This is a genomic window from Streptomyces sp. AK010 (assembly GCF_014207295.1).
Taxonomy (GTDB): domain Bacteria; phylum Actinomycetota; class Actinomycetes; order Streptomycetales; family Streptomycetaceae; genus Streptomyces; species Streptomyces massasporeus.
Genome location: NZ_JACHCX010000016.1, coordinates 14247 through 32026 on the forward strand (window position 1 = coordinate 14247; position 17780 = coordinate 32026).

A 17780-nucleotide genomic window follows, 5' to 3' on the forward strand; every position below is an offset into this window, starting at 1 on the left:
CTGCCCGGGCCGCGTGGTTGTCGTTTCGGGGGTGCGGCCGCCGCCCGGGTCCGCGGCGGTGGTGCTGGGTGAACGGCTTGCGCCGCCTGGGCCGCGTGGTTGTCGTTTCGGGGGTGCGGCCGCCGCCCGGGTCCGCGGCGGTGGTGCTGGGTGAACGGCTTGCGCCGCCCGGGCCGCGTGGTTGTCGTTTCGGGGGTGCGGCCGCCCGGGCCACGAGTGTGGTCCCGCTTGAACGGCCGGCACCGCCTCGGCCGCGTGGCTGTCGTGTCCCGGGGAGCGGCCGCAGCCCGGCCCGCAGCCGGAGTTCCTGGCCGCGGCTGCCGCCCGTGCCACGGCCGGAGTCCCGAGTCGGCTACTGCCCGGCCAGCTTGCGGAAGTCCCAGGAGACGATCTTTTCCGGGGTCAGACGGATCCAGGCGTGCCGGCCGTCGTGCGGCATCTCCTCCAGACCGAAGTTCTTCCGCGCGAACAACGTCTCCGGCACGTCAAGTTCGGCGCGCAGCTCACCCGTGCGCGGTATCTCGCCCACGAACTCGACGGTGCCCGACAGCTCGGCGCCGCGCAGCTCGTCGTAGTCCTCGCCGGTGTCGACCACGATCGCCACCCGCGGGTCGCGCCGCAGGTCGGTCCACCGCTTGCTGCGGACGACCGAGTAGAGCCACATCGAGGCGCCGTCCCAGGCGAACCACAGCGTGCTCACGTGCGGCGCCCCGTCGGCCGACACCGTGGCGACCCGGCAGGTGCGCTGGGTGGTCAGGAAGTCGTCCAGCTCGCCCGGCGTCATCATGATCTTCCGGCCTCTGCGCTGCTGCGTGACGGTCATGCGCCCCCTCTTTCTCCCACGTCGTGCCAGAGGAGATCCTCTGACATCACGTCAGAAAAGGATGAGTGCTCTTCCGTCCGTGCGCAATGGTGGTTACGCTCGCCCGCCCGGCCGCCGGTGACAGGGGGAAAGCCGTGCCCTCGTACGAAGCGCTCAGCGAGCTCCTCGACCCGCGCACCACCGTGCTGCTCACCGTCGAGTGCCAGGAGGGCGTCGTCGGGGAGGACAGCGCCCTGCCCGAACTCGCCGAACAGGCACGCGACGGCGGTGCCCTGGCCAACGTCGCCCGTCTGGTGGCGGCCGCCCACGACGGCGGCGTCCAGGTCGTCCACGCCGTCGCCGAGCGCCGCCCCGACGGCCGCGGCGCCAACAGCAACGCCCGTCTGTTCCGCGCCGCCGCACGGCTGCCCGTCCAGCAGCTGGCCGGCACACCGGCGGTGCGGGTGGCCGCCCCGATCGAGGTCGCCGAGGAGGACCTCGTCGTACGGCGCCTGCACGGGCTGTCACCCGTGCAGGGCACCGACGTCGACCCGCTGCTGCGCAACCTCGGCTGCCGCACGCTGATCGTCACCGGGGTCTCGGCCAACGTGGCCGTCCCCAATGCCGTGTTCGACGCCGTGAACCGCGGCTACACCGTCGTCGTCCCGGCGGACGCCATCGCGGGAGTGCCGTCCGACTACACCCCCGCGATGATCCGCCACACCCTCGCGCTGGTCGCCACGGTCGCGACCACGGACGAGGTGCTGGCGTGCCTGGAGCGTCCGCGCGGGGTCAGGCGAGCGTGATGGAGTCGCCGTTCACACTGATCTGCTTCGCCTCCAGCGGCTGGACCGCCGGCCCCTTCTTCACGCTGCCGTCGAAGACGGAGAACTGACTGCCGTGGCAGGCGCAGGAGATGATGTCGTCCTTGAGGTCCACCATCGGACACTTCTGGTGGGTGCAGATCGTCGAGAAAGCCTTGTAGTCGCCCGCGGCCGGCTGAGAGACCACCACCTTCTCGTCCTTGAAGATCTTGCCGCTGCCCTCGGGGATGTCGGCGGTCTTCGCGAGCGCCGCGCCACCGGCCCCCGCTCCGCCGGACGAGCCGCCTCCGTCGTTCGTCGCGCCGCCGCCGGCGGCGCCCTGTTCGGTGGACGGGTCGGACGCCTTGTCCTCCGACCCGCACGCCGTCAGCGCCACGGTGAGCCCCGCCGCGCCGACCGCCGCCACGACGGTACGGCGGCTCGGTCCCGACATCGGCTGAACTGATTCGCTGGTCATGCTGACGTTCCTTCCGGGGATTCGTGAACTGCGGAGAGGTACGGCCCTTGCGGACCGGCTGTTCAGACCATGTCGAAATCCTGACCCGATCCGGGAAGGACACGGGTAAAGCGGAGCTGTCGGTTCGCTGTCGGGTTCCGGCCCGCCCCGCCGCGAGGCCGTCACCGCGGCCGGCGCGTGCGTCAGTAACCTGGGGCGATGCTCAAGGAAGTGATCGCGACCCGTTTCATCGCGCCCCTGCGCGAGGGCGGTTCGCTGCCCGGCCTGGTCGAGGCCGACGACTTCGGCACCTACGTACTGAAGTTCACCGGCGCCGGACAAGGCCGCAAGACACTCGTCGCCGAGGTGGTCTGCGGGGAACTCGCCCGTCGGCTGGGGCTGCGGATGCCGCGCCTGGTCACCGTCGAACTCGACGCCGAGCTGGGCCTCGGCGAACCGGACGAGCAGGTGCAGAGCCTGCTCAGGTCCAGCGGCGGCACCAACCTCGGCATGGACTTCCTCTCCGGCGCGCTCGGCTTCGACCCGCTCGCGTTCCCGGTGAGCTCCGAGGAGGCCGGCCGGGTCGTCTGGTTCGACGCCCTGATCAACAACGTCGACCGGTCCTGGCGCAACCCCAATCTGCTGAGGTGGCGGGGCGAGTTGTGGCTCGTCGACCACGGCGCGACGATGATCTGGCACCACAACTGGCCCGGCGTCCAGGCCTCCGCCGCCCGCCCCTACGACGCCTCCGACCACGCGCTGGCGTCCTTCGCGCCCGATGTCACCGCCGCCGCGGCCGAGTTGGCGCCCCTGGTCACCGAGGAACTCCTCGCCGACGTCACCGCGCAGATCCCGGACACCTGGCTCCTGGACGAACCCGGCTTCGCCACGCCGGACGACCTCCGGCAGGCCTACGCGCACCCGCTGCTGGCACGGGCCGCCGACATCCACGACCGCATCCAGGGGCTGAAGTGAACGACCGGCACATCATCAAGGGCGGGCCCCGGGACCGCCACGTCTACGAGTACGCCCTCCTGCGCGTCGTCCCGCGTGTCGAACGCGGCGAGTGCATCAACGCCGGCGTCCTCGTCTACTGCCGCGCCGCGTCCTACGTCGGTGCCCGCACCCACCTCGACGAGACACGGCTGCTGGCCCTCGACCCCCGCGCCGACGTGGCCGGGGTCCGCGCCGCCCTGCGGGCGGTGGAGGGGCTGTGCGCGGGCGGCCCGACGGCGGGCCAGGCGGCGGCCGACGACCCGGGCCGCCGCTTCCGCTGGCTCGTCGCCCCCCGCTCCACGATCGTCCAGCCCGGCCCGGTGCACACCGGCCTGACCACGGACCCGGCGGCGGAGACCGGTCGGTTGCTGGACCTGCTGGTGAGGTGACCCGCTGGTGAGGTGACAGCCGTTTCTCGGGAGCCGCCGCCCCAACGGCCGCTCCAACAGCCGCCCCCTCCGGCCGTCAGCGCCGGCGGCGCTTCACCACGCAGCCGGCGGCGACGGCTGCACCCGCCGCGAAGGCCAGACCGACGGCGATGTCCCAGTCGCTCGGTCCCGAGGCCACCGCGCCCCCGAGCCCACCTCGCACACCCTGGCTCGGAGCGCCGGTGGGAGTGGCGGTCACGGGAGCGGAGGGGCTGCCCGAGGGACTCACGGACGGACTGGCGGAGGGATGGGACGAGGGGGGCGACGTCGTGGGGTCGATGATCCCGCGGCGGGCCAGCGCCTCGCACGCGACACCGTCGTCGCGGCCCTGGTCCTCGTCCAGCCTGTCGGGATCGCCCGGATCCGCGTCGAAGACGGCCTGCGCGTCCTCCTGGAAGGCGAAGTCACGGCAGTCCAGGTCCTGCCGGGCATGAGCGGGGTCGGCCAGGGGCACGATCGCGGCGACCGCGAACAGCGTGCCGATGGCACCGGTGCGACGGCGCATGGAGCGCCTCCCTTCCGACCACGGGTGGCTCGCGCTCCGACGCTGGGCGCGAAGAGGTGTGGCGGCGCGTGGCCGTAGGCCGGTCGGGTGTCCCGGAGGAGGCTGCCGGGCAGGGTGGGGCCGGGGTGATGGATCACATGCCGCCCTGGGCCGTTGACACCGCGTGCCAGGGCTTCTAGCGTCACACCCACTGAAGGTACTAAGCGGTCGCTCACCTGAGGAGTAGCAGTCATGTCCACCACTGACCAGCGGGTTGCCGTCGTGACCGGTGCCGCGCGCGGTATCGGTGCCGCCACCGCCGTACGACTGGCCGCCGAGGGCCGCGCGGTCGCCGTGCTCGACCTCGACGAGGCGGCCTGCAAGGACACCGTCGAGAAGATCACCGCCGCCGGCGGCAAGGCCATCGCGGTCGGGTGCGACGTCTCGGACGAGGCGCAGGTCGAGGCGGCCGTCGCGCGGATCGCCGAGGAGCTGGGCGCGCCGACGATCCTGGTCAACAACGCGGGCGTGCTGCGCGACAACCTGCTGTTCAAGATGAGCGTCTCCGACTGGGACACCGTCATGAACGTGCACCTGCGCGGCGCCTTCCTGATGTCCAAGGCCTGCCAGAAGCACATGGTGGACGCGGGCTTCGGCCGGATCGTCAACCTGTCGTCGTCGTCCGCCCTCGGCAATCGCGGCCAGGTGAACTACTCGGCCGCCAAGGCGGGTCTGCAGGGCTTCACCAAGACCCTCGCCAAGGAGCTCGGCAAGTTCGGCGTCACCGCCAACTCCGTCGCCCCCGGCTTCATCGCGACCGAGATGACCAAGGCCACCGCCGACCGCGTCGGCATGGGCTTCGAGGACTTCAAGGCCGCCGCCGCCACCCAGATCCCGGTGGCCCGGGTCGGTGAGCCGGAGGACATCGCCAACGCCATCGCCTTCTTCACCGGCGAGGCGGCCGGATTCGTCTCCGGCCAGGTGCTGTACGTGGCCGGCGGACCGCTCGACTAAGGACGAACAGACATGACTTCCGTGGAACTCTCCGGCAAGGTCGCCCTCGTCACGGGCGCCAGCCGCGGCATCGGCTACGGCGTCGCCGAGGCCCTGATCGCGCGCGGCGACCGCGTGTGCATCACCGGCCGCAACGAGGACGCCCTCAAGGAGGCCGTCGAGCAGCTCGGCGCCGACCGCGCGGTCTACGTGGCGGGCAAGGCGCACGACGAGGCCCACCAGGCCGTCGCCGTCGAGCGCACGATGGAGGCATTCGGCCGCGTCGACTACCTGGTCAACAACGCGGGCACGAACCCCGTGTTCGGGCCGATCGCCGACCTCGACCTGAACGTGGCCCGCAAGGTCTTCGAGACCAACGTCGTCTCGGCGCTCGGCTTCGCCCAGCGGACCTGGCACGCCTGGCAGAAGGACAACGGCGGCGCGATCGTCAACATCGCCTCCGTCGCGGGCCTGTCGCCCTCGCCGTTCATCGGCGCGTACGGCGTCAGCAAGGCCGCGATGATCAACCTGACCGTGCAGCTCGCGCACGAGTTCGCGCCCAAGGTGCGGGTCAACGCGATCGCCCCGGCGGTCGTGAAGACCAAGTTCGCCCAGGCCCTGTACGAGGGACGGGAGGAGGAGGCCGCGGCGGCCTACCCGCTGGGCCGGCTGGGCGTGCCCTCCGACATCGGGGGCGCTGCCGCGTTCCTCACCTCCGAGCAGTCCGACTGGGTCACCGGCCAGACACTCGTGGTGGACGGCGGAATCTTCCTCAACGCCGGAACCGGCTGACGAGGACCGCGTACGCGAACCGGCACGGGCGCCCGTTGACACAAACGGCGCCCGTGTCGGCGTAAAAGCACCGCAAAGCACGATGACAACGTCGTCAAAGGTTTATCGATCAAGAGGTCATGGACGGGGAGGGTCAGCGGGCCCGGCACTGCGGTATGGTCTGCCGACCCTTGGTATGGCAGATCGAGGAGCGTGCGCGTGTTCAAGCGGAACCGGTGCCTGTGGCGGGTGGCGGCCATCGCGTCCATATCGTCCCTGCTCGCCGGGTGCGGCGTGCTGTCGTCCGACACCCCGGAGGACGAAGGACCGATTGTCCTGGGCACCACCAGTGCCCCCAGCACGCTCGACCCTGCCGCGTCGTGGGACAGCTCCTGGGAGCTGTTCCGCAACATCTACCAGACGCTCCTGAGCTATCCGACGGGTGCGAGCACGCCCCAGCCGGACGCCGCCGAGAAGTGCGGCTTCAGCGACGCCTCGAACCAGGTCTTCCGCTGTGAGCTGCGCGAGGGCCTGAAGTTCTCCAACGGAGACGCGCTCGACGCCCGGGCGGTGAAGTACTCGTTCGACCGGATTCGCAAGATCAATGTCAACGGCGGTCCCGCGGGTCTGCTGGGCAGCCTCGAGCGGGTCCAGGCGCCGAACGACCGCGAGGTGATCTTCCACCTCAACAAGCCGGACGCCACCTTCCCGTTCGTGCTCGCCACCCCCGCCATGTCGATCGTGTCCCCGGAGGCCTACCCGGAGAACAGCCTGCGCGAGGGCAGTGACGTGGTCGGGTCCGGGCCGTACACCCTCGACTCGTATTCCGACGGCGAGGAAGCCGTCCTCGTGCGCAACGACTCCTACAAGGGCTACGCGGAGCGCCGGAACGACGCGGTGACCGTCCGCTACTTCCAGGACTCCGCCACCATGGTGAAGGCCCTGCGGGACGAGAAGATCGACGTGACCTACCGCGGTCTGGCCGCGGGCGATGTCGTCGAGCTCCAGAGCAAGTCCTCCAAGGACGAGGAGATCCAGCTCGTCGAGGGCACCGGCACCGACATCAACTACCTGGTGTTCAACCCGAAGGACTCCTGGGCGAACAAGAAGGCCGTGCGCCAGGCCATCGCGCAGGTCGTCGACCGGGCGGCGATCGCCCACAAGGTCTACAAGGACACCGTCGACCCGCTGTACTCCATGGTCCCCAAGGGCCTCACCGGCCACACCACGGGGTTCTTCGACGACTACGGCGACCCCGACGTCGCCAAGGCCCGCAAGATCCTCACCGAGGCGGGCATCAACCAGCGCGTCCCGCTCACCTTCTGGTACACGAGCGACCGCTACGGCTCCGAGACCGCCGGGGAGTTCAAGGAGCTGAAGCGCCAGCTCGAGGCTTCCGGCCTGTTCTCGATCAGTCTGAAGAGCCGCCCCTGGAAGACCTACGTCGAGGGCTACCAGAAGGGCGAGTACCCGGTGTTCGGGCGCGGCTGGTTCCCCGACTTCCCGGACGCCGAGAACTTCATCGCGCCGTTCGTCGGCGACCAGAACGCCCTCGGCACGCCCTACCCGGCCCCCGAGATCACCGGCGATCTGCTGCCCCGCTCGCGCCGGGAGAGTGACCGCGCGAACGTGGAGAAGGAGTTCGAGGAGGCCCAGCGGATCCTCGTGGACGACGCGCGGCTGCTGCCGCTGTGGCAGGGCCGGCAGTACGTGGCGGCCAGCCGGGACGTCTCGGGCGCCGAGCGGGCCCTGGACCCGTCGACGATCATGATGCTGTGGGAGCTGCACCGCAAGACCGCCTGGTAGGCGGTCCGGCACCGGGCTTTCCCGGGCGCGTTGTCAGTGGTCGCCTGTAGGTTCTGTGGCCTGGAAGTGACCGCAAATGGTGAGGACGTTGACGTGACCGACATCGCCATGCTGCCCGAGTCCTGGCGCGGGGTTCTGGGCGACGAACTGCAGCAGCCCTGGTTCAAGGAGCTGACGGAGTTCGTCGAGGAGGAGCGGGCGAAGGGTCCCGTCTATCCGCCGCGCGAGGAGGTCTTCGCGGCGCTGGACGCCACGCCGTACGAACGGGTCAAGGTCCTGATTCTCGGTCAGGACCCGTACCACGGCGAGGGGCAGGGGCACGGGCTGTGCTTCTCGGTCCGGCCGGGTGTGCGGGTCCCGCCGTCCCTGCGCAACATCTACAAGGAGATGCACCAGGAACTGGGCACGCCGATCCCGGACAACGGCTATCTGATGCCGTGGGCCGAGCAGGGCGTCCTGCTGCTCAACGCGGTGCTCACGGTCCGCGCGGGCGAGGCCAACTCGCACAAGGGCCGCGGCTGGGAGAAGTTCACCGACGCGGTGATCCGGGCCGTGGCCGAGCGCCCCGACCCGGCCGTCTTCGTGCTCTGGGGCAACTACGCGCAGAAGAAGCTGCCCCTGATCGACGAGTCGCGGCACGTCGTGGTCAAGGGCGCGCACCCCTCGCCCCTGTCGGCGAAGAAGTTCTTCGGCTCGCGCCCCTTCACGCAGATCGACGAGGCGGTGGCGGCGCAGGGACACACGCCGATCGACTGGACGATCCCGAACCTGGGCTGAGGCCCGCGGCCGTACGGCCGTGCCGTCACGGGCCCGGCGCCGTCCGGAGCCGCCTGAGCCGGATCGCCCCCGCCTGCGGTTAGCGTCGGCAGCAACAGCCGGCGAGTGCGCGGAGGACGTCGTGGCGGAGCGGCAGGAGCAGACGGCGCCGGATGCCGTGCTCACCCGGATCGGGCAGGTCGTCATGCTGCACCACGCCGGGGACCGGGAGGAGGCCCGGCACCGGCTCCTCGGCCTGTGGGCGGAGCTCGGCGAGCACGGCGACCCGCTGCACCGCTGCACCCTCGCCCACTACCTGGCCGACACCCAGGACGACCCTGCGGACGAACTGGCCTGGGATCTGCGCGCGTTGACGGCGGCCGAGGAGGCGAGGCAGGAGGCGCTCGCGGTGACCGCGGTGATCGCGCTCTACCCCTCCCTGCACCTGAACCTGGCCGACGACTACCTCAGGCTCGATCGCCGCGACGCCGCGCGCACGCACCTGCGGTGGGCCCGGGAAGCCGCCCTGGCCCTCGCCGACGACGGCTACGGCGAGGGTGTGTGGGCGGCCATCGGACGGCTGGAGTCCCGGTTGGGGGAGGACGGCCCGGGGGCGTGGACGCCGCCTCGGCAGCGTCCCTGAGGCGGCGGGCGCCGCGGGTCAACGCCCGTAGGTGTCGCGGCAGATCGTCGCCTCCGGGCTGTCCGCCCGCCATCCCCCGTACCGCCTGCCCAGCGCGCACACGTCCGAGCTGTCCGGGACGCTCCCGTGGACGTCCTGCCGTACCGACTCCGACACGTCCGCAGGGCGGGGGTGCGACCGCAGGGGGCTGCGCGGGGCGGGGTCGGGGCGTTCCGGACGGGTGGGGTGCGGGCGGGCGTCGTGGCGGCCGGGCAGGGAGGTCCCGTGCTCCGGCGCGTCGGCCGCGGGCGTGGTGGCGGGGCGGGGCGCCGACGCGGCCGGCTTCGGGCGGTGGGACGCCTCTTCGATGAGTTGCAGGGCTTCCCGGGCCGGGGCCTGCACGATCTGTGTCTCCGCCTCGCCCTCCGGCTGAGGCGCCGACGGCCGGGACGGGGCCGCCGAGGGCGCCGGCGCGGAGGGGCGCGGGACCGTCGTACAGCCGGAGAGGGCCGAGACCGCCACGGTCACCAGGAGCGTCGCTGTGGTCGTCGTTCGATGCACCCGGGCAACTCTGGTGCGTCCGGCCCGCGGTGGGGCGGCGGTCAGGCGGAGGATGCCCCGCACGGGTGATCTCCCGCCCCGTACGGAGGGCGCCGGTGTGACAGGGGTGACGGCAGGGGCGGCGTCAGTCGCCGGTCGCGCCGTCGACGCGCTCGCGGAGCAGGTCGGCGTGGCCGTTGTGCCGCGCGTACTCCTCGATCATGTGCGTGTAGAGCCACCGCAGGTTGAACCGCTCGCCGGTGCGGCGGTGCTTGCCCTCGGTGATGTCGTCCAGGCCGAAGCGGGCCGCGTTGCGCCGGGCGGTCTCGATCTCGGACTGCCAGGTGGCGTACGCCTCCTCCCATGTGTCGGACTCGGACAGATGGAACTCGCCGTCCGGATCCTCCTCGGTGTAGTAGATCGGGCCGGCGTCCTCGTCCGTGAGCACCTTGCGGAACCAGCCCCGCTCGACCTCCGCCATGTGCCGCACCAGCCCCATCAGGCTCAGCTCGGACGGCTCCACCGCGGCGGTGCGCAGCTGGGCGTCGGTCAGGCCCTCGCACTTCCAGGCGAGGGTCTGTCGGTGGTAGTCCAGCCAGCCCTCCAGCATCGTGCGCTCGTCGGCGGTGGTGGCGGGTTCTCGGCGTTCGTTCGTCATGGACGCATCCTTTCCGAGCCGCCTCCGCGGCACCACAAGATTTTCAGCCCCCGAGCATCCCCTCCAGCAGTTCCCGCAGTCCGGCCCGGACCTCCTCCAGGCTCGGTGTGTCCGCGCCGGACGACCCCGCCACGCAGCTGAACATCAGCCCGTCCGCCCAGGCGGTCAGCGACAGGGTGTGCCGCGCCGGGTCCGTCGAACCCATGCCGGTGACCAGGGCGGTCAGCTGGTCCCGGAAGCGGGCGCCCGTGGCGTCGAAGAACGCCCGCAGCTCGGGGCGGCGCGTCGCCTCCAGGGCCAGTTCGAACCGGGCGAGGGTCAGCGCGCGGTTGTTCGTCAGGGCCCGGTGGGCCGCCAGGGCCAGCGCGTCCACCAGCGAGCCGGTCCCGGCCGCCGGGTCCGGCATCTCGTGCAGGGCCGGCACCCGCGCCTCACGGTCGGCCAGCCGCCGCACCGCCAGTTCCAGCAGGGCCTGCCGGGTCCGGGCGAGATTCGACGTGGAGCCCTGGGAGTGCGGCCACCTCGTCGACCGCCCGGTGCGTGAGGCCGCGCATCCCGCGCTCGGCGAGCAGGGCGAGGGCGGTGTCGGCGACGAGGTCGGAGCGGCTGGGCGACTGGCACACGACCCGATCCCAGCCGTGCTCGCCGCCGCCCGGCCCGAAGACGTCCTGCGCCACGACGTGCACCACATCGCCGAACCCCTGCCCGCCTACCACCACGGCCGGACCGCCCTGCTCGGCGACGCCGCACACGCCATGCCCCCGCGCCTCGGCCAGGGCGGCAACCAGGCGATCGAGGACGCCGTCGTGCTCGCCCACCACTGCGACGACCCCGCCGGCTACACCGCCGCCCGGCTGCCGCGCACGACCGTGATCGCACACCAGGCCGTGAAGGCGGCCCGGCTCAGCCTCATGAGCAGCCGGGCCGGCATCGCCGTACGCGACACGGCCGTCGCCGCACTGTCGAAGGCCGGGCCCGCCCTGTTCCCGCACAGCTTCGACGGCATCGCCGACTGGGCGCCCCGCAGCGGCCGTATGCTTCCGGGCAGACCCCGGCAGGCAACCGTTGGAGGAGATCACCCCGTGAAGGTCGGCTGCATCGGACTCGGTGACATCGCACAGAAGGCCTACCTCCCGGTCCTCGCCTTCCAGCCCGGGGTCGAGCTGCACCTGCAGACCCGTACGCCCGCCACGCTCGACCGGGTCGCGGAGGGCCTGCACCTCCCGCAAGAGCGGCGGCACACCACCCTCGACTCCCTGCTCACGGCGGGCCTCGACGCGGCCTTCGTGCACGCGCCCACGCTCGTGCACCCGGAGATCGTGACGCGGCTGCTGGAGGCCGGCGTACCGACCTACGTCGACAAGCCGCTCGCCTACGAACTCGACGACTCCGCGCGGCTGGTGGCGCTCGCGGAGGAGCGGGACGTGAGCCTCGCCGTCGGCTTCAACCGGCGCTTCGCCCCCGGCTACACGCAGTGCGCGGACCATCCGCGCGAGCTGATCCTGATGCAGAAGAACCGCATCGGGCTGCCGGAGGAACCCCGTTCGATGATCCTCGACGACTTCATCCACGTCGTCGACACCCTGCGGTTCCTGGTGCCCGGCGAGATCGACGACGTGTCGGTGCGCGCCCGGGTCCGGGACGGGCTGCTGCACCACCTGGTGCTCCAGCTCGCCGGGGACGGCTTCACCGCGCTCGGCGTGATGAACCGGCTCAGCGGTTCCGCCGAGGAGATCCTCGAGGTGTCCGGGCAGGACACCAAGCGGCAGGTGGTCAATCTCGCCCAGGTGATCGACCACAAGGGGCAGCCGACCGTGCGGCGGCGCGGGGACTGGGTGCCGGTGGCCCGCCAGCGCGGGATCGAGCAGGCGGTGCTCGCGTTCCTCGACGCGGTCCGGGCCGGCGAGGTGCTCAGCGCCCGGGACGCGCTGGAGACCCATGAACTGTGCGAGCGGGTGGTACGCGCGGTTCAGGAGCGGACCGCCTGAGCCGCAGGGTCCGTGCGCCCTCGCCGACGGCCCACAGGGCGAGGATCACCATCGCCGCGTGCACCGTCCAGTCGCCGTGGCGGACGTAGGGCGTGGTGCCGTGGGCGAGGGGGACGTCGTAGATCCGCGCGGCCGAGGCGTCCGTACCGAGCCATGAACCGATGCGCTGACCATCCGGGCCGTAGACGGCGGAGACGCCCGTCAGGGTCGCGTGCACCATGGGGCGGCCGGTCTCGGCGGCGCGCAGCGCGGCCAGCGACGCGTGCTGCCCGGGCGCCCAGCTGTGCTGGAACGTGGAGGTCGACGACTGGCCGATCAGCACGTCGGCGCCCTCCCGCGTGAGATGGCGGGTCATGTCGGGGAACGCGGTCTCGAAGCACACCAGCGGGCCCACGCGCAGGTCGTCCCCGACGTTCATCACGGTCGGCTGCGAGCCGCGCCTGCGGTCCTCGCCCGCGGCCTTGCCGACGGAGGTGGCCCAGCCGAACAGGGACCGGGCCGGGATGTACTCGCCGAACGGCACGAGCCGCATCTTGTCGTAGCGCTCGCCCGTCAGTCCGTCGGGCCCGGCCAGCACCGAACTCTTGTAGATGCCGGGCTTGTCGGAACGCCGGGCGTCCACGTTGACCAGGATGCCGGCGCCCGTCGCGCGCGACAGGTCCGCCAGTCGCCGGGCGAGGCCGGGCCGGTCCCCGAGGTCGAAGCCGACGCTGCTCTCGCCCCAGACGATCAGGTCGACGTCCTGCCCGGCGAGCCGGCGGGTGAGCTGCTCCTCGCGGGCGAACCGGGCGTCCGGGCCGACGATGACGCCCGGCTGCACGACGGCGATCCTGACCTGGCCGTCGACGGCGGGGCGGGGCGAGAAGGCCCAGGCGGCCGAGGTGGCGGCGGCCGTTATGACCAGACCGGCCACGGCGGGCACCCGGGCCCGGCGGACCGCGACCAGGACGGCGACCGCGACGTTGACGGCCACGAGCAGGTAGCTGAGCAGCCACACCCCGCCGACCGAGGCAAGGCGCAGCGCGGGCGCCGCCTGCCACTGGCTGCTGCCGAGCATGCCCCAGGGGCCGCCGAGCCCCTGCCAGGAGCGGACCAGCTCGACGGCCAGCCAGCCCGACGGCAGCACCACGAGCGCCACCGCGACCCGACCGGGGGAGGGGAGGCCGCCGAGGAGACGGCGCACCAGCCAGCCCCACGGGGCCCACAGGGCGCCGAGGAGGGCGGCGAGGACGATCGTGAACACGTGCAGGCTGGGCAGCAGCCAGTGGTGCATGGCCAGCATGAAGCCGAGGCCGCCGCACCAGCCGTCGAGAGCGGCCCGCTTCCCGGTCGGCGCGGTGCGCAGCAGCAGGATCCAGGGGACCAGGGCGGCGTACGCGCACCACCACAGCGACGGCGCGGGGAAGGCGAGGACGGGGAGGGCGCCCGCGACCGCCGCGGCGGCCGAGCGGCGCCAGGGGGAGGCGAGCCAGTGGCCGAGCGTCTTCATAGGCGCCTCCTACCCGCGGGTGCCTCCAGTGTGCGCCCTGCGGAGGATCTAGGACACAGGACGCCCGTCAGTTGACCACAGCCGCTTTCTCCGGCTCGGGAAGGCGCCGCCGCTTCACCCGCGCCCCGTCAGGTGGCCACAGGTGCGCTCTCCGGCTCGGGAAGGCGCCGCCACTTCTCCCGTACGACCACCTCGCTCAGCCGCCAGCCGTCGTCCGTGCGCAGGGCCGCGAAGGCGTACCGGCCGCCGCACACGAAGTCCGGGGCGGGCCCGGCGGTGGCCATGGGATTGACGTAGTCGGCCTGGACCTCGGCGGTGTCGCCGGTGTCCTGCTCCCAGATCCCGAAGCGCACCCGCCGGTTGACGATCAGGTGCTGCCGCATCGGGAACCGCCGCAGGCTCTCCGCGAGCCACGCGGCGACCGCCCGGGCTTCTCCCTCGATGCCGCCGGCCGAGCGGTAGTCCGCCCGCCCGCGAGGGGCGAACAGTTGTCGGTACGCCTCCCAGTCGCCGTCGTCGACCGCCACCGCGTAGTCGGTGATCAGCCCGTCCACGGCCAGCTGGTCTCTCACGGTGGCGAGCTCCACGCGCTGCGTCATCGGATCAGTGTTGGGCATGGCGGGGGCCGGGCCAAGAGGTGTGCGTGAGCGATATTCGGTGGCCGCCGACCGGCGGCCGGGCCCAGTCTGGCCTTCGTGAACGAACGACACGAACCGAAGTTCCAGGTGCGCGCCCGCCACACCGGGTCCACGATCACCGTCTACCAGGCCTACCGGCCGGAGATCGGCGGCCCCGCCGCCCGCCATGGCCGCTTCCCGGCCGCGTGGAAGCGGGAGCGCATGACATGGATCAAGCCGTCGTTCCTGTGGATGATGTACCGCTGCGGCTGGGGCTCCAAGGAGGGCCAGGAGACCGTCCTGGCGATCGAGATCGACCGCGAGGGCTTCCTCTGGGCGCTGCGCAACGCCTGCCTGTCCCATCACGTCCCCGCCCTGCACGGCGACCAGGCCTCCTGGAAGCGGCAGTCGGGGCAGGCGCCCGCGCGGGTGCAGTGGGATCCGGAACGGAACCTGCACCTCGACCCTCTGCCGCACCGGTCGCTTCAGCTGGGGCTCGCCGGGGAGGCCGCCGCGCGCTACGCGGACGAGTGGATCGTGGGGATCGAGGACGTCACGCCGCTCGCCACGGAGATCCACGGGCTGGTGCGGGCGGGTCAACTGGAGTCGGCCGCTGGGCTGTTGCCCGAGGAGCGGCCCCTGGACCTCGACGACGAGGTGCTGGCGCGGCTGCGCGCCTAGAGAGGGAAGGGACGGGGCGGAAAGGCGACCACGGGGGCGGCTCAGGCCGCCCTGACGACGCCACCACGGATCGCGGCCGCCCACTCGACGACGAGCAGCTCGTACTCCGCGCGCTCCTCGGCCGACAGGGTGCCGCCCGTGCGCTGCCACAGCGCACGGATCTCGTCGTTGACCTCGGCAGCGGACCGCACGGAACCAGGGGTCACGAAATCGGGGGACATGCGGACAAGCCTAGGGGCAGCCACTGACAGAGCGCTACCGGACGGCTACCCGATCGCTATGCGGTTGGTCACGAGAGCGGGGTCACACGGCCCGGGATCCGGCCCCGCGTCACCCCGCCGACTCGGCCGCGTGCGGGCGCCGACGACCGGACGAGAGAGGGGAGCCGTCGACGTGGCTGGTGCTTCCCGGCCACGCCGCCAGAGAACAGCGGTACTGACGCTCCCGCGGTGCACTCATGAGCTTCAGCGACTCCGCTCCACGTCTGACGGGTACGGCTCGATGTCCTTGTTGTCGATGCCTGAGTACGTGAACAGCATCGTCACCTTGGCGTGGTGCAGCCGGTTGATTCGGTCGATGTCCTCGGGCTTCATCTGGTGCCAGGAGGTGAACACAACCAGGTAGCTGTGACCCGGTGCGTTTCCAGCAGGTGTCGGCGTGGACACATACGGCGAGAAGCTGGTCGGGGAGATGGGCGCTTGGGGCGACGACCGGTTGGCCGTGACTCCCAGCGTGCCCCGGAGCCCTATGTCAACATCCGCTTGGTTCGTGGTGCCCGGCCCGTACGATGGCGGTGTCTCGGGATGAGCAGGGAGGCGCGATGACCGCGATGTATCCGGAGTATGCGCAGTGGCTGCGCCAGGTGCGCAGCTCGATGAAGCTGCCCAAGGCGGTCAAGCTGCTGTTCGACCAGGGGCGCCTGTATATGTCGCCGGTGACGGAGGCGCACAGCGAGGCGGATGATTCGATCCGGTTGCAGTTGGCGGAGCAGTTGGGAGGGGAGTCCGGTCTGCACGTCACGCGGGACAAGGGCGTACTGCCGGAGCGGGACGGTTACACGCCCGAGCCCGATGTGTTGGTGGTCGACGCAGGTGCGCTTGGTCCGGGTGATGCCTTCGTCGACCAGAAGCATGTTCACTTCGTGGCCGAGAGCGTGTCCCGCTCGACGGTCGGGCAGGACTATGGGCGCAAGCTCAACCAGTATGCGGCGCGCGGGATTCCCACGTATCTGATCGTCGATGTGTTGACCGGGGAGTGTGTGCTCTACCAGGCGCCGAAGGGCGACGAGTACACCTCGGCGGTGCCCTACCAGTTCGGTGAGGAGATCGAATTTTCCCTCGCGGGAGTTGCGGTGACAGTGCGCACCGACTTCAAGAAGATCCGCTGAAGCCATTTTTTCCCGGCCTTGATCCTGCACGGTTCCCCGGCCCCCGTGGCCGTGCCGGTGCTCGTGCCCCGGCGCGTTAGCCGGCTCAGCCAGTCCAGCAGGCGATCCGGGTCGGGCACCCGGCCGCCGCGCTACCGGGGCGGCGGCAGCCGGCCCTCGGGCAGGTCACGCGTTGCAGCTGCGGCTGGACCCTCTGCCGGCCCCGGCTGCGGGTGCGGGTGGTGATCTTGCCGGCGGGCTGGAAGAGGTAGCCGCGTTCGTCGTCGTCGAGGTGGAGCACCCTGGCGAGCGTGTCCAGCACGGGCGCGGACGCCTGCATGCGGCCCCGATCACCTGGGCCGGGCATGAACCTCCGCTGACCCGCTCCACCCTCTGGACGGAAGGGCCCGCACTGCCGTGCGGGCCCTTCCGTGTCATCCCCCACTTTGCGGACGCACACGTCCTGATAGCGCTACTTGCGGCCCTGGTTCACCCCGCCGACTCGGCCGCGTGCGGGCTCAGCACACCCATGCTGACCAGCACAATGATGACGATGCCGAGGGCGATGCGGTAGTAGACGAAGGGCATGAAGCTCTTGGTCGAGATGAACTTCATGAACCATGCGATCACCGCGTACCCGACGCCGAAGGCGATGATCGTCGCGAAGATCGTCGGACCCCACGACACATGACCGCCCTCCGTGGCGTCCTTCAGCTCGAACACGCCCGAGGCGAGCACCGCGGGGATGGCGAGCAGGAAGGAGTAGCGGGCCGCGGCCTCGCGCTTGTAGCCCATGAACAGGCCGCCGCTGATGGTGGCGCCGGAGCGGGAGACGCCCGGGACGAGCGCCATGGCCTGGCAGACGCCGTAGATCAGGCCGTCCCGGACGCCCAGGTCCTCCAGGGCCTTGCGCTGCTTGGGCGCGCGGTGCTTGCCGCCGCTCTCGTCGCGGGCCGCGAGCCGGTCGGCGACGCCCAGGACGATGCCCATGCCGATCAGCATCGTCGCGGTGATCCGCAGATCGCGGAACGGCCCCTCGATCTGGTCCTTCAGCGTCACGCCGAGCACACCGATCGGGATCGAGCCGACGATGACCAGCCAGCCCATCCGGGCGTCCGGGTCGCTGCGCAGCGCCTTGTTCGTCAGTGAGCGCGTCCACGCCGAGATGATCCGCCCGATGTCCTTGCGGAAGTAGATCAGCACGGCTGCCTCGGTGCCGATCTGCGTGATCGCCGTGAAGGCCGCGCCCGGGTCCTCCCAGCCCGAGAAGGCAGCCGTCAGCCGCAGGTGGGCGCTGGAGGAGACGGGGAGGAACTCGGTCAGCCCCTGGACGAGTCCGAGGATGAGTGATTCGAACCAAGACATGAGGTAGCGGAGTCCAAGTGCCGATCGTGGGAACGGACGACGGGCGCACCGGGCCGCCGCTGCCAGGAACGGGGGATCATGTGCGCCGAGGGGGAAGCGTAGCGTCCCCGGAAGGCCGCCAGGACACAGGGGTTTGGAAGCCGCCGTTGACCAGGGCG

Annotated in this window: 22 protein-coding genes and 1 pseudogene; 11 read left to right on the plus strand and 12 right to left on the minus strand. The window is 71.5% G+C overall.

What is annotated here, in order from left to right; genetic code table 11:
* Positions 1 to 352 precede the first annotated feature (352 nt).
* Positions 353 to 823, minus strand: coding sequence for a pyridoxamine 5'-phosphate oxidase family protein (locus tag HDC93_RS26980; RefSeq protein WP_030835784.1), 471 nt, complete (start codon positions 821 to 823; stop codon positions 353 to 355).
* A 134-nt stretch (positions 824 to 957) separates the two neighbouring features.
* Here HDC93_RS26980 and HDC93_RS26985 point away from each other — a divergent pair, with 134 nt between their 5' ends.
* Entirely contained in the window at positions 958 to 1608 is a 651-nt protein-coding gene (locus HDC93_RS26985; protein ID WP_185013412.1) for a cysteine hydrolase, read from the plus strand.
* Here HDC93_RS26985 and HDC93_RS26990 read toward each other — a convergent pair.
* On the minus strand, positions 1595 to 2083 hold the full coding sequence (locus HDC93_RS26990; RefSeq protein ID WP_185013413.1) for a Rieske (2Fe-2S) protein: 489 nt from the start codon (positions 2081 to 2083) through the stop codon (positions 1595 to 1597). The two genes, HDC93_RS26985 and HDC93_RS26990, sit on opposite strands and share 14 nt — an antisense overlap.
* 198 nt (positions 2084 to 2281) lie before the next feature.
* Between HDC93_RS26990 and HDC93_RS26995 the strand changes: the two genes are divergently transcribed.
* Both HDC93_RS26995 and HDC93_RS27000 read left to right on the plus strand, forming a co-directional pair.
* The gene (locus HDC93_RS26995) at positions 2282 to 3037 is read left to right on the plus strand and encodes a HipA family kinase (protein ID WP_185013414.1); all 756 of its coding nucleotides are present in this window, start codon (positions 2282 to 2284) and stop codon (positions 3035 to 3037) included.
* A complete protein-coding gene (locus tag HDC93_RS27000) occupies positions 3034 to 3447 on the plus strand; it encodes a DUF3037 domain-containing protein (RefSeq protein ID WP_185013415.1) in 414 nt (137 codons plus the stop codon). The genes HDC93_RS26995 and HDC93_RS27000 overlap by 4 nt, the downstream gene beginning before the upstream one ends.
* Before the next feature lie 76 nt (positions 3448 to 3523).
* On the opposite strand, the gene HDC93_RS27005 is transcribed toward HDC93_RS27000, so the two are convergent.
* On the minus strand, positions 3524 to 3991 hold the full coding sequence (locus tag HDC93_RS27005) for an excalibur calcium-binding protein (protein WP_185013416.1): 468 nt from the start codon (positions 3989 to 3991) through the stop codon (positions 3524 to 3526).
* Between the two features lie 231 nt (positions 3992 to 4222).
* Between HDC93_RS27005 and fabG the strand changes: the two genes are divergently transcribed.
* From fabG to HDC93_RS27030, 5 genes are all read left to right on the plus strand, one after another.
* Positions 4223 to 4984, plus strand: a complete 762-nt coding sequence (fabG, locus tag HDC93_RS27010; protein ID WP_097215411.1) for a 3-oxoacyl-ACP reductase FabG — start codon at positions 4223 to 4225, stop codon at positions 4982 to 4984.
* Between the two features lie 12 nt (positions 4985 to 4996).
* Positions 4997 to 5755: an SDR family oxidoreductase gene (locus tag HDC93_RS27015; protein ID WP_097215410.1), complete on the plus strand. Its 759-nt coding sequence runs from the start codon at positions 4997 to 4999 to the stop codon at positions 5753 to 5755.
* 198 nt (positions 5756 to 5953) lie between these two features.
* Positions 5954 to 7540, plus strand: coding sequence for an ABC transporter substrate-binding protein (locus HDC93_RS27020; RefSeq protein WP_185013417.1), 1587 nt, complete (start codon positions 5954 to 5956; stop codon positions 7538 to 7540).
* A gap of 93 nt (positions 7541 to 7633) precedes the next feature.
* Positions 7634 to 8317: a uracil-DNA glycosylase gene (ung, locus tag HDC93_RS27025; protein WP_185013418.1), complete on the plus strand. Its 684-nt coding sequence runs from the start codon at positions 7634 to 7636 to the stop codon at positions 8315 to 8317.
* Positions 8318 to 8438: 121 nt separating this feature from the next.
* Positions 8439 to 8939: a hypothetical protein gene (locus HDC93_RS27030; RefSeq protein WP_185013419.1), complete on the plus strand. Its 501-nt coding sequence runs from the start codon at positions 8439 to 8441 to the stop codon at positions 8937 to 8939.
* Positions 8940 to 8957: 18 nt separating this feature from the next.
* On the opposite strand, the gene HDC93_RS27035 is transcribed toward HDC93_RS27030, so the two are convergent.
* From HDC93_RS27035 to HDC93_RS27045, 3 genes and pseudogenes are all read right to left on the minus strand, one after another.
* Positions 8958 to 9479, minus strand: a complete 522-nt coding sequence (locus tag HDC93_RS27035; RefSeq protein WP_185013420.1) for a hypothetical protein — start codon at positions 9477 to 9479, stop codon at positions 8958 to 8960.
* A gap of 124 nt (positions 9480 to 9603) precedes the next feature.
* On the minus strand, positions 9604 to 10116 hold the full coding sequence (locus HDC93_RS27040; RefSeq protein ID WP_185013421.1) for a DinB family protein: 513 nt from the start codon (positions 10114 to 10116) through the stop codon (positions 9604 to 9606).
* A 43-nt stretch (positions 10117 to 10159) separates the two neighbouring features.
* A pseudogene (locus HDC93_RS27045) lies at positions 10160 to 10739 on the minus strand (TetR/AcrR family transcriptional regulator).
* Between the two features lie 459 nt (positions 10740 to 11198).
* Here HDC93_RS27045 and HDC93_RS27050 point away from each other — a divergent pair.
* Positions 11199 to 12104, plus strand: a complete 906-nt coding sequence (locus tag HDC93_RS27050) for a Gfo/Idh/MocA family oxidoreductase (RefSeq protein ID WP_311774635.1) — start codon at positions 11199 to 11201, stop codon at positions 12102 to 12104.
* Here HDC93_RS27050 and lnt read toward each other — a convergent pair.
* Complete coding sequence (gene lnt / locus HDC93_RS27055) at positions 12028 to 13593, minus strand: apolipoprotein N-acyltransferase (protein WP_185013423.1); 1566 nt, start codon at positions 13591 to 13593, stop codon at positions 12028 to 12030. The genes HDC93_RS27050 and lnt overlap by 77 nt on opposite strands.
* Before the next feature lie 128 nt (positions 13594 to 13721).
* Positions 13722 to 14192, minus strand: coding sequence for a nuclear transport factor 2 family protein (locus tag HDC93_RS27060; protein WP_185013424.1), 471 nt, complete (start codon positions 14190 to 14192; stop codon positions 13722 to 13724).
* 96 nt (positions 14193 to 14288) lie between these two features.
* On the opposite strand from HDC93_RS27060, the gene HDC93_RS27065 reads away from it, so the two are divergent.
* Positions 14289 to 14891: a DUF4291 domain-containing protein gene (locus tag HDC93_RS27065; RefSeq protein ID WP_185013425.1), complete on the plus strand. Its 603-nt coding sequence runs from the start codon at positions 14289 to 14291 to the stop codon at positions 14889 to 14891.
* A 41-nt stretch (positions 14892 to 14932) separates the two neighbouring features.
* Here the strand turns inward: HDC93_RS27065 and HDC93_RS27070 are convergent, their stop codons facing one another.
* Both HDC93_RS27070 and HDC93_RS38770 read right to left on the minus strand, forming a co-directional pair.
* Positions 14933 to 15112 carry a hypothetical protein gene (locus tag HDC93_RS27070; protein ID WP_030835735.1) on the minus strand — a complete coding sequence of 60 codons (180 nt, stop codon included), beginning with the start codon at positions 15110 to 15112 and terminating at the stop codon, positions 14933 to 14935.
* 243 nt (positions 15113 to 15355) lie between these two features.
* Positions 15356 to 15484, minus strand: a complete 129-nt coding sequence (locus HDC93_RS38770; protein WP_260419786.1) for a hypothetical protein — start codon at positions 15482 to 15484, stop codon at positions 15356 to 15358.
* A gap of 227 nt (positions 15485 to 15711) precedes the next feature.
* Between HDC93_RS38770 and HDC93_RS27080 the strand changes: the two genes are divergently transcribed.
* On the plus strand, positions 15712 to 16278 hold the full coding sequence (locus HDC93_RS27080) for a Uma2 family endonuclease (RefSeq protein ID WP_260419787.1): 567 nt from the start codon (positions 15712 to 15714) through the stop codon (positions 16276 to 16278).
* A gap of 85 nt (positions 16279 to 16363) precedes the next feature.
* Here the strand turns inward: HDC93_RS27080 and HDC93_RS27085 are convergent, their stop codons facing one another.
* Both HDC93_RS27085 and HDC93_RS27090 read right to left on the minus strand, forming a co-directional pair.
* Complete coding sequence (locus HDC93_RS27085; RefSeq protein WP_260419788.1) at positions 16364 to 16597, minus strand: hypothetical protein; 234 nt, start codon at positions 16595 to 16597, stop codon at positions 16364 to 16366.
* Positions 16598 to 16746: 149 nt separating this feature from the next.
* The gene (locus HDC93_RS27090) at positions 16747 to 17622 is read right to left on the minus strand and encodes an undecaprenyl-diphosphate phosphatase (protein ID WP_185013427.1); all 876 of its coding nucleotides are present in this window, start codon (positions 17620 to 17622) and stop codon (positions 16747 to 16749) included.
* Between the last annotated feature and the right edge of the window lie 158 nt (positions 17623 to 17780).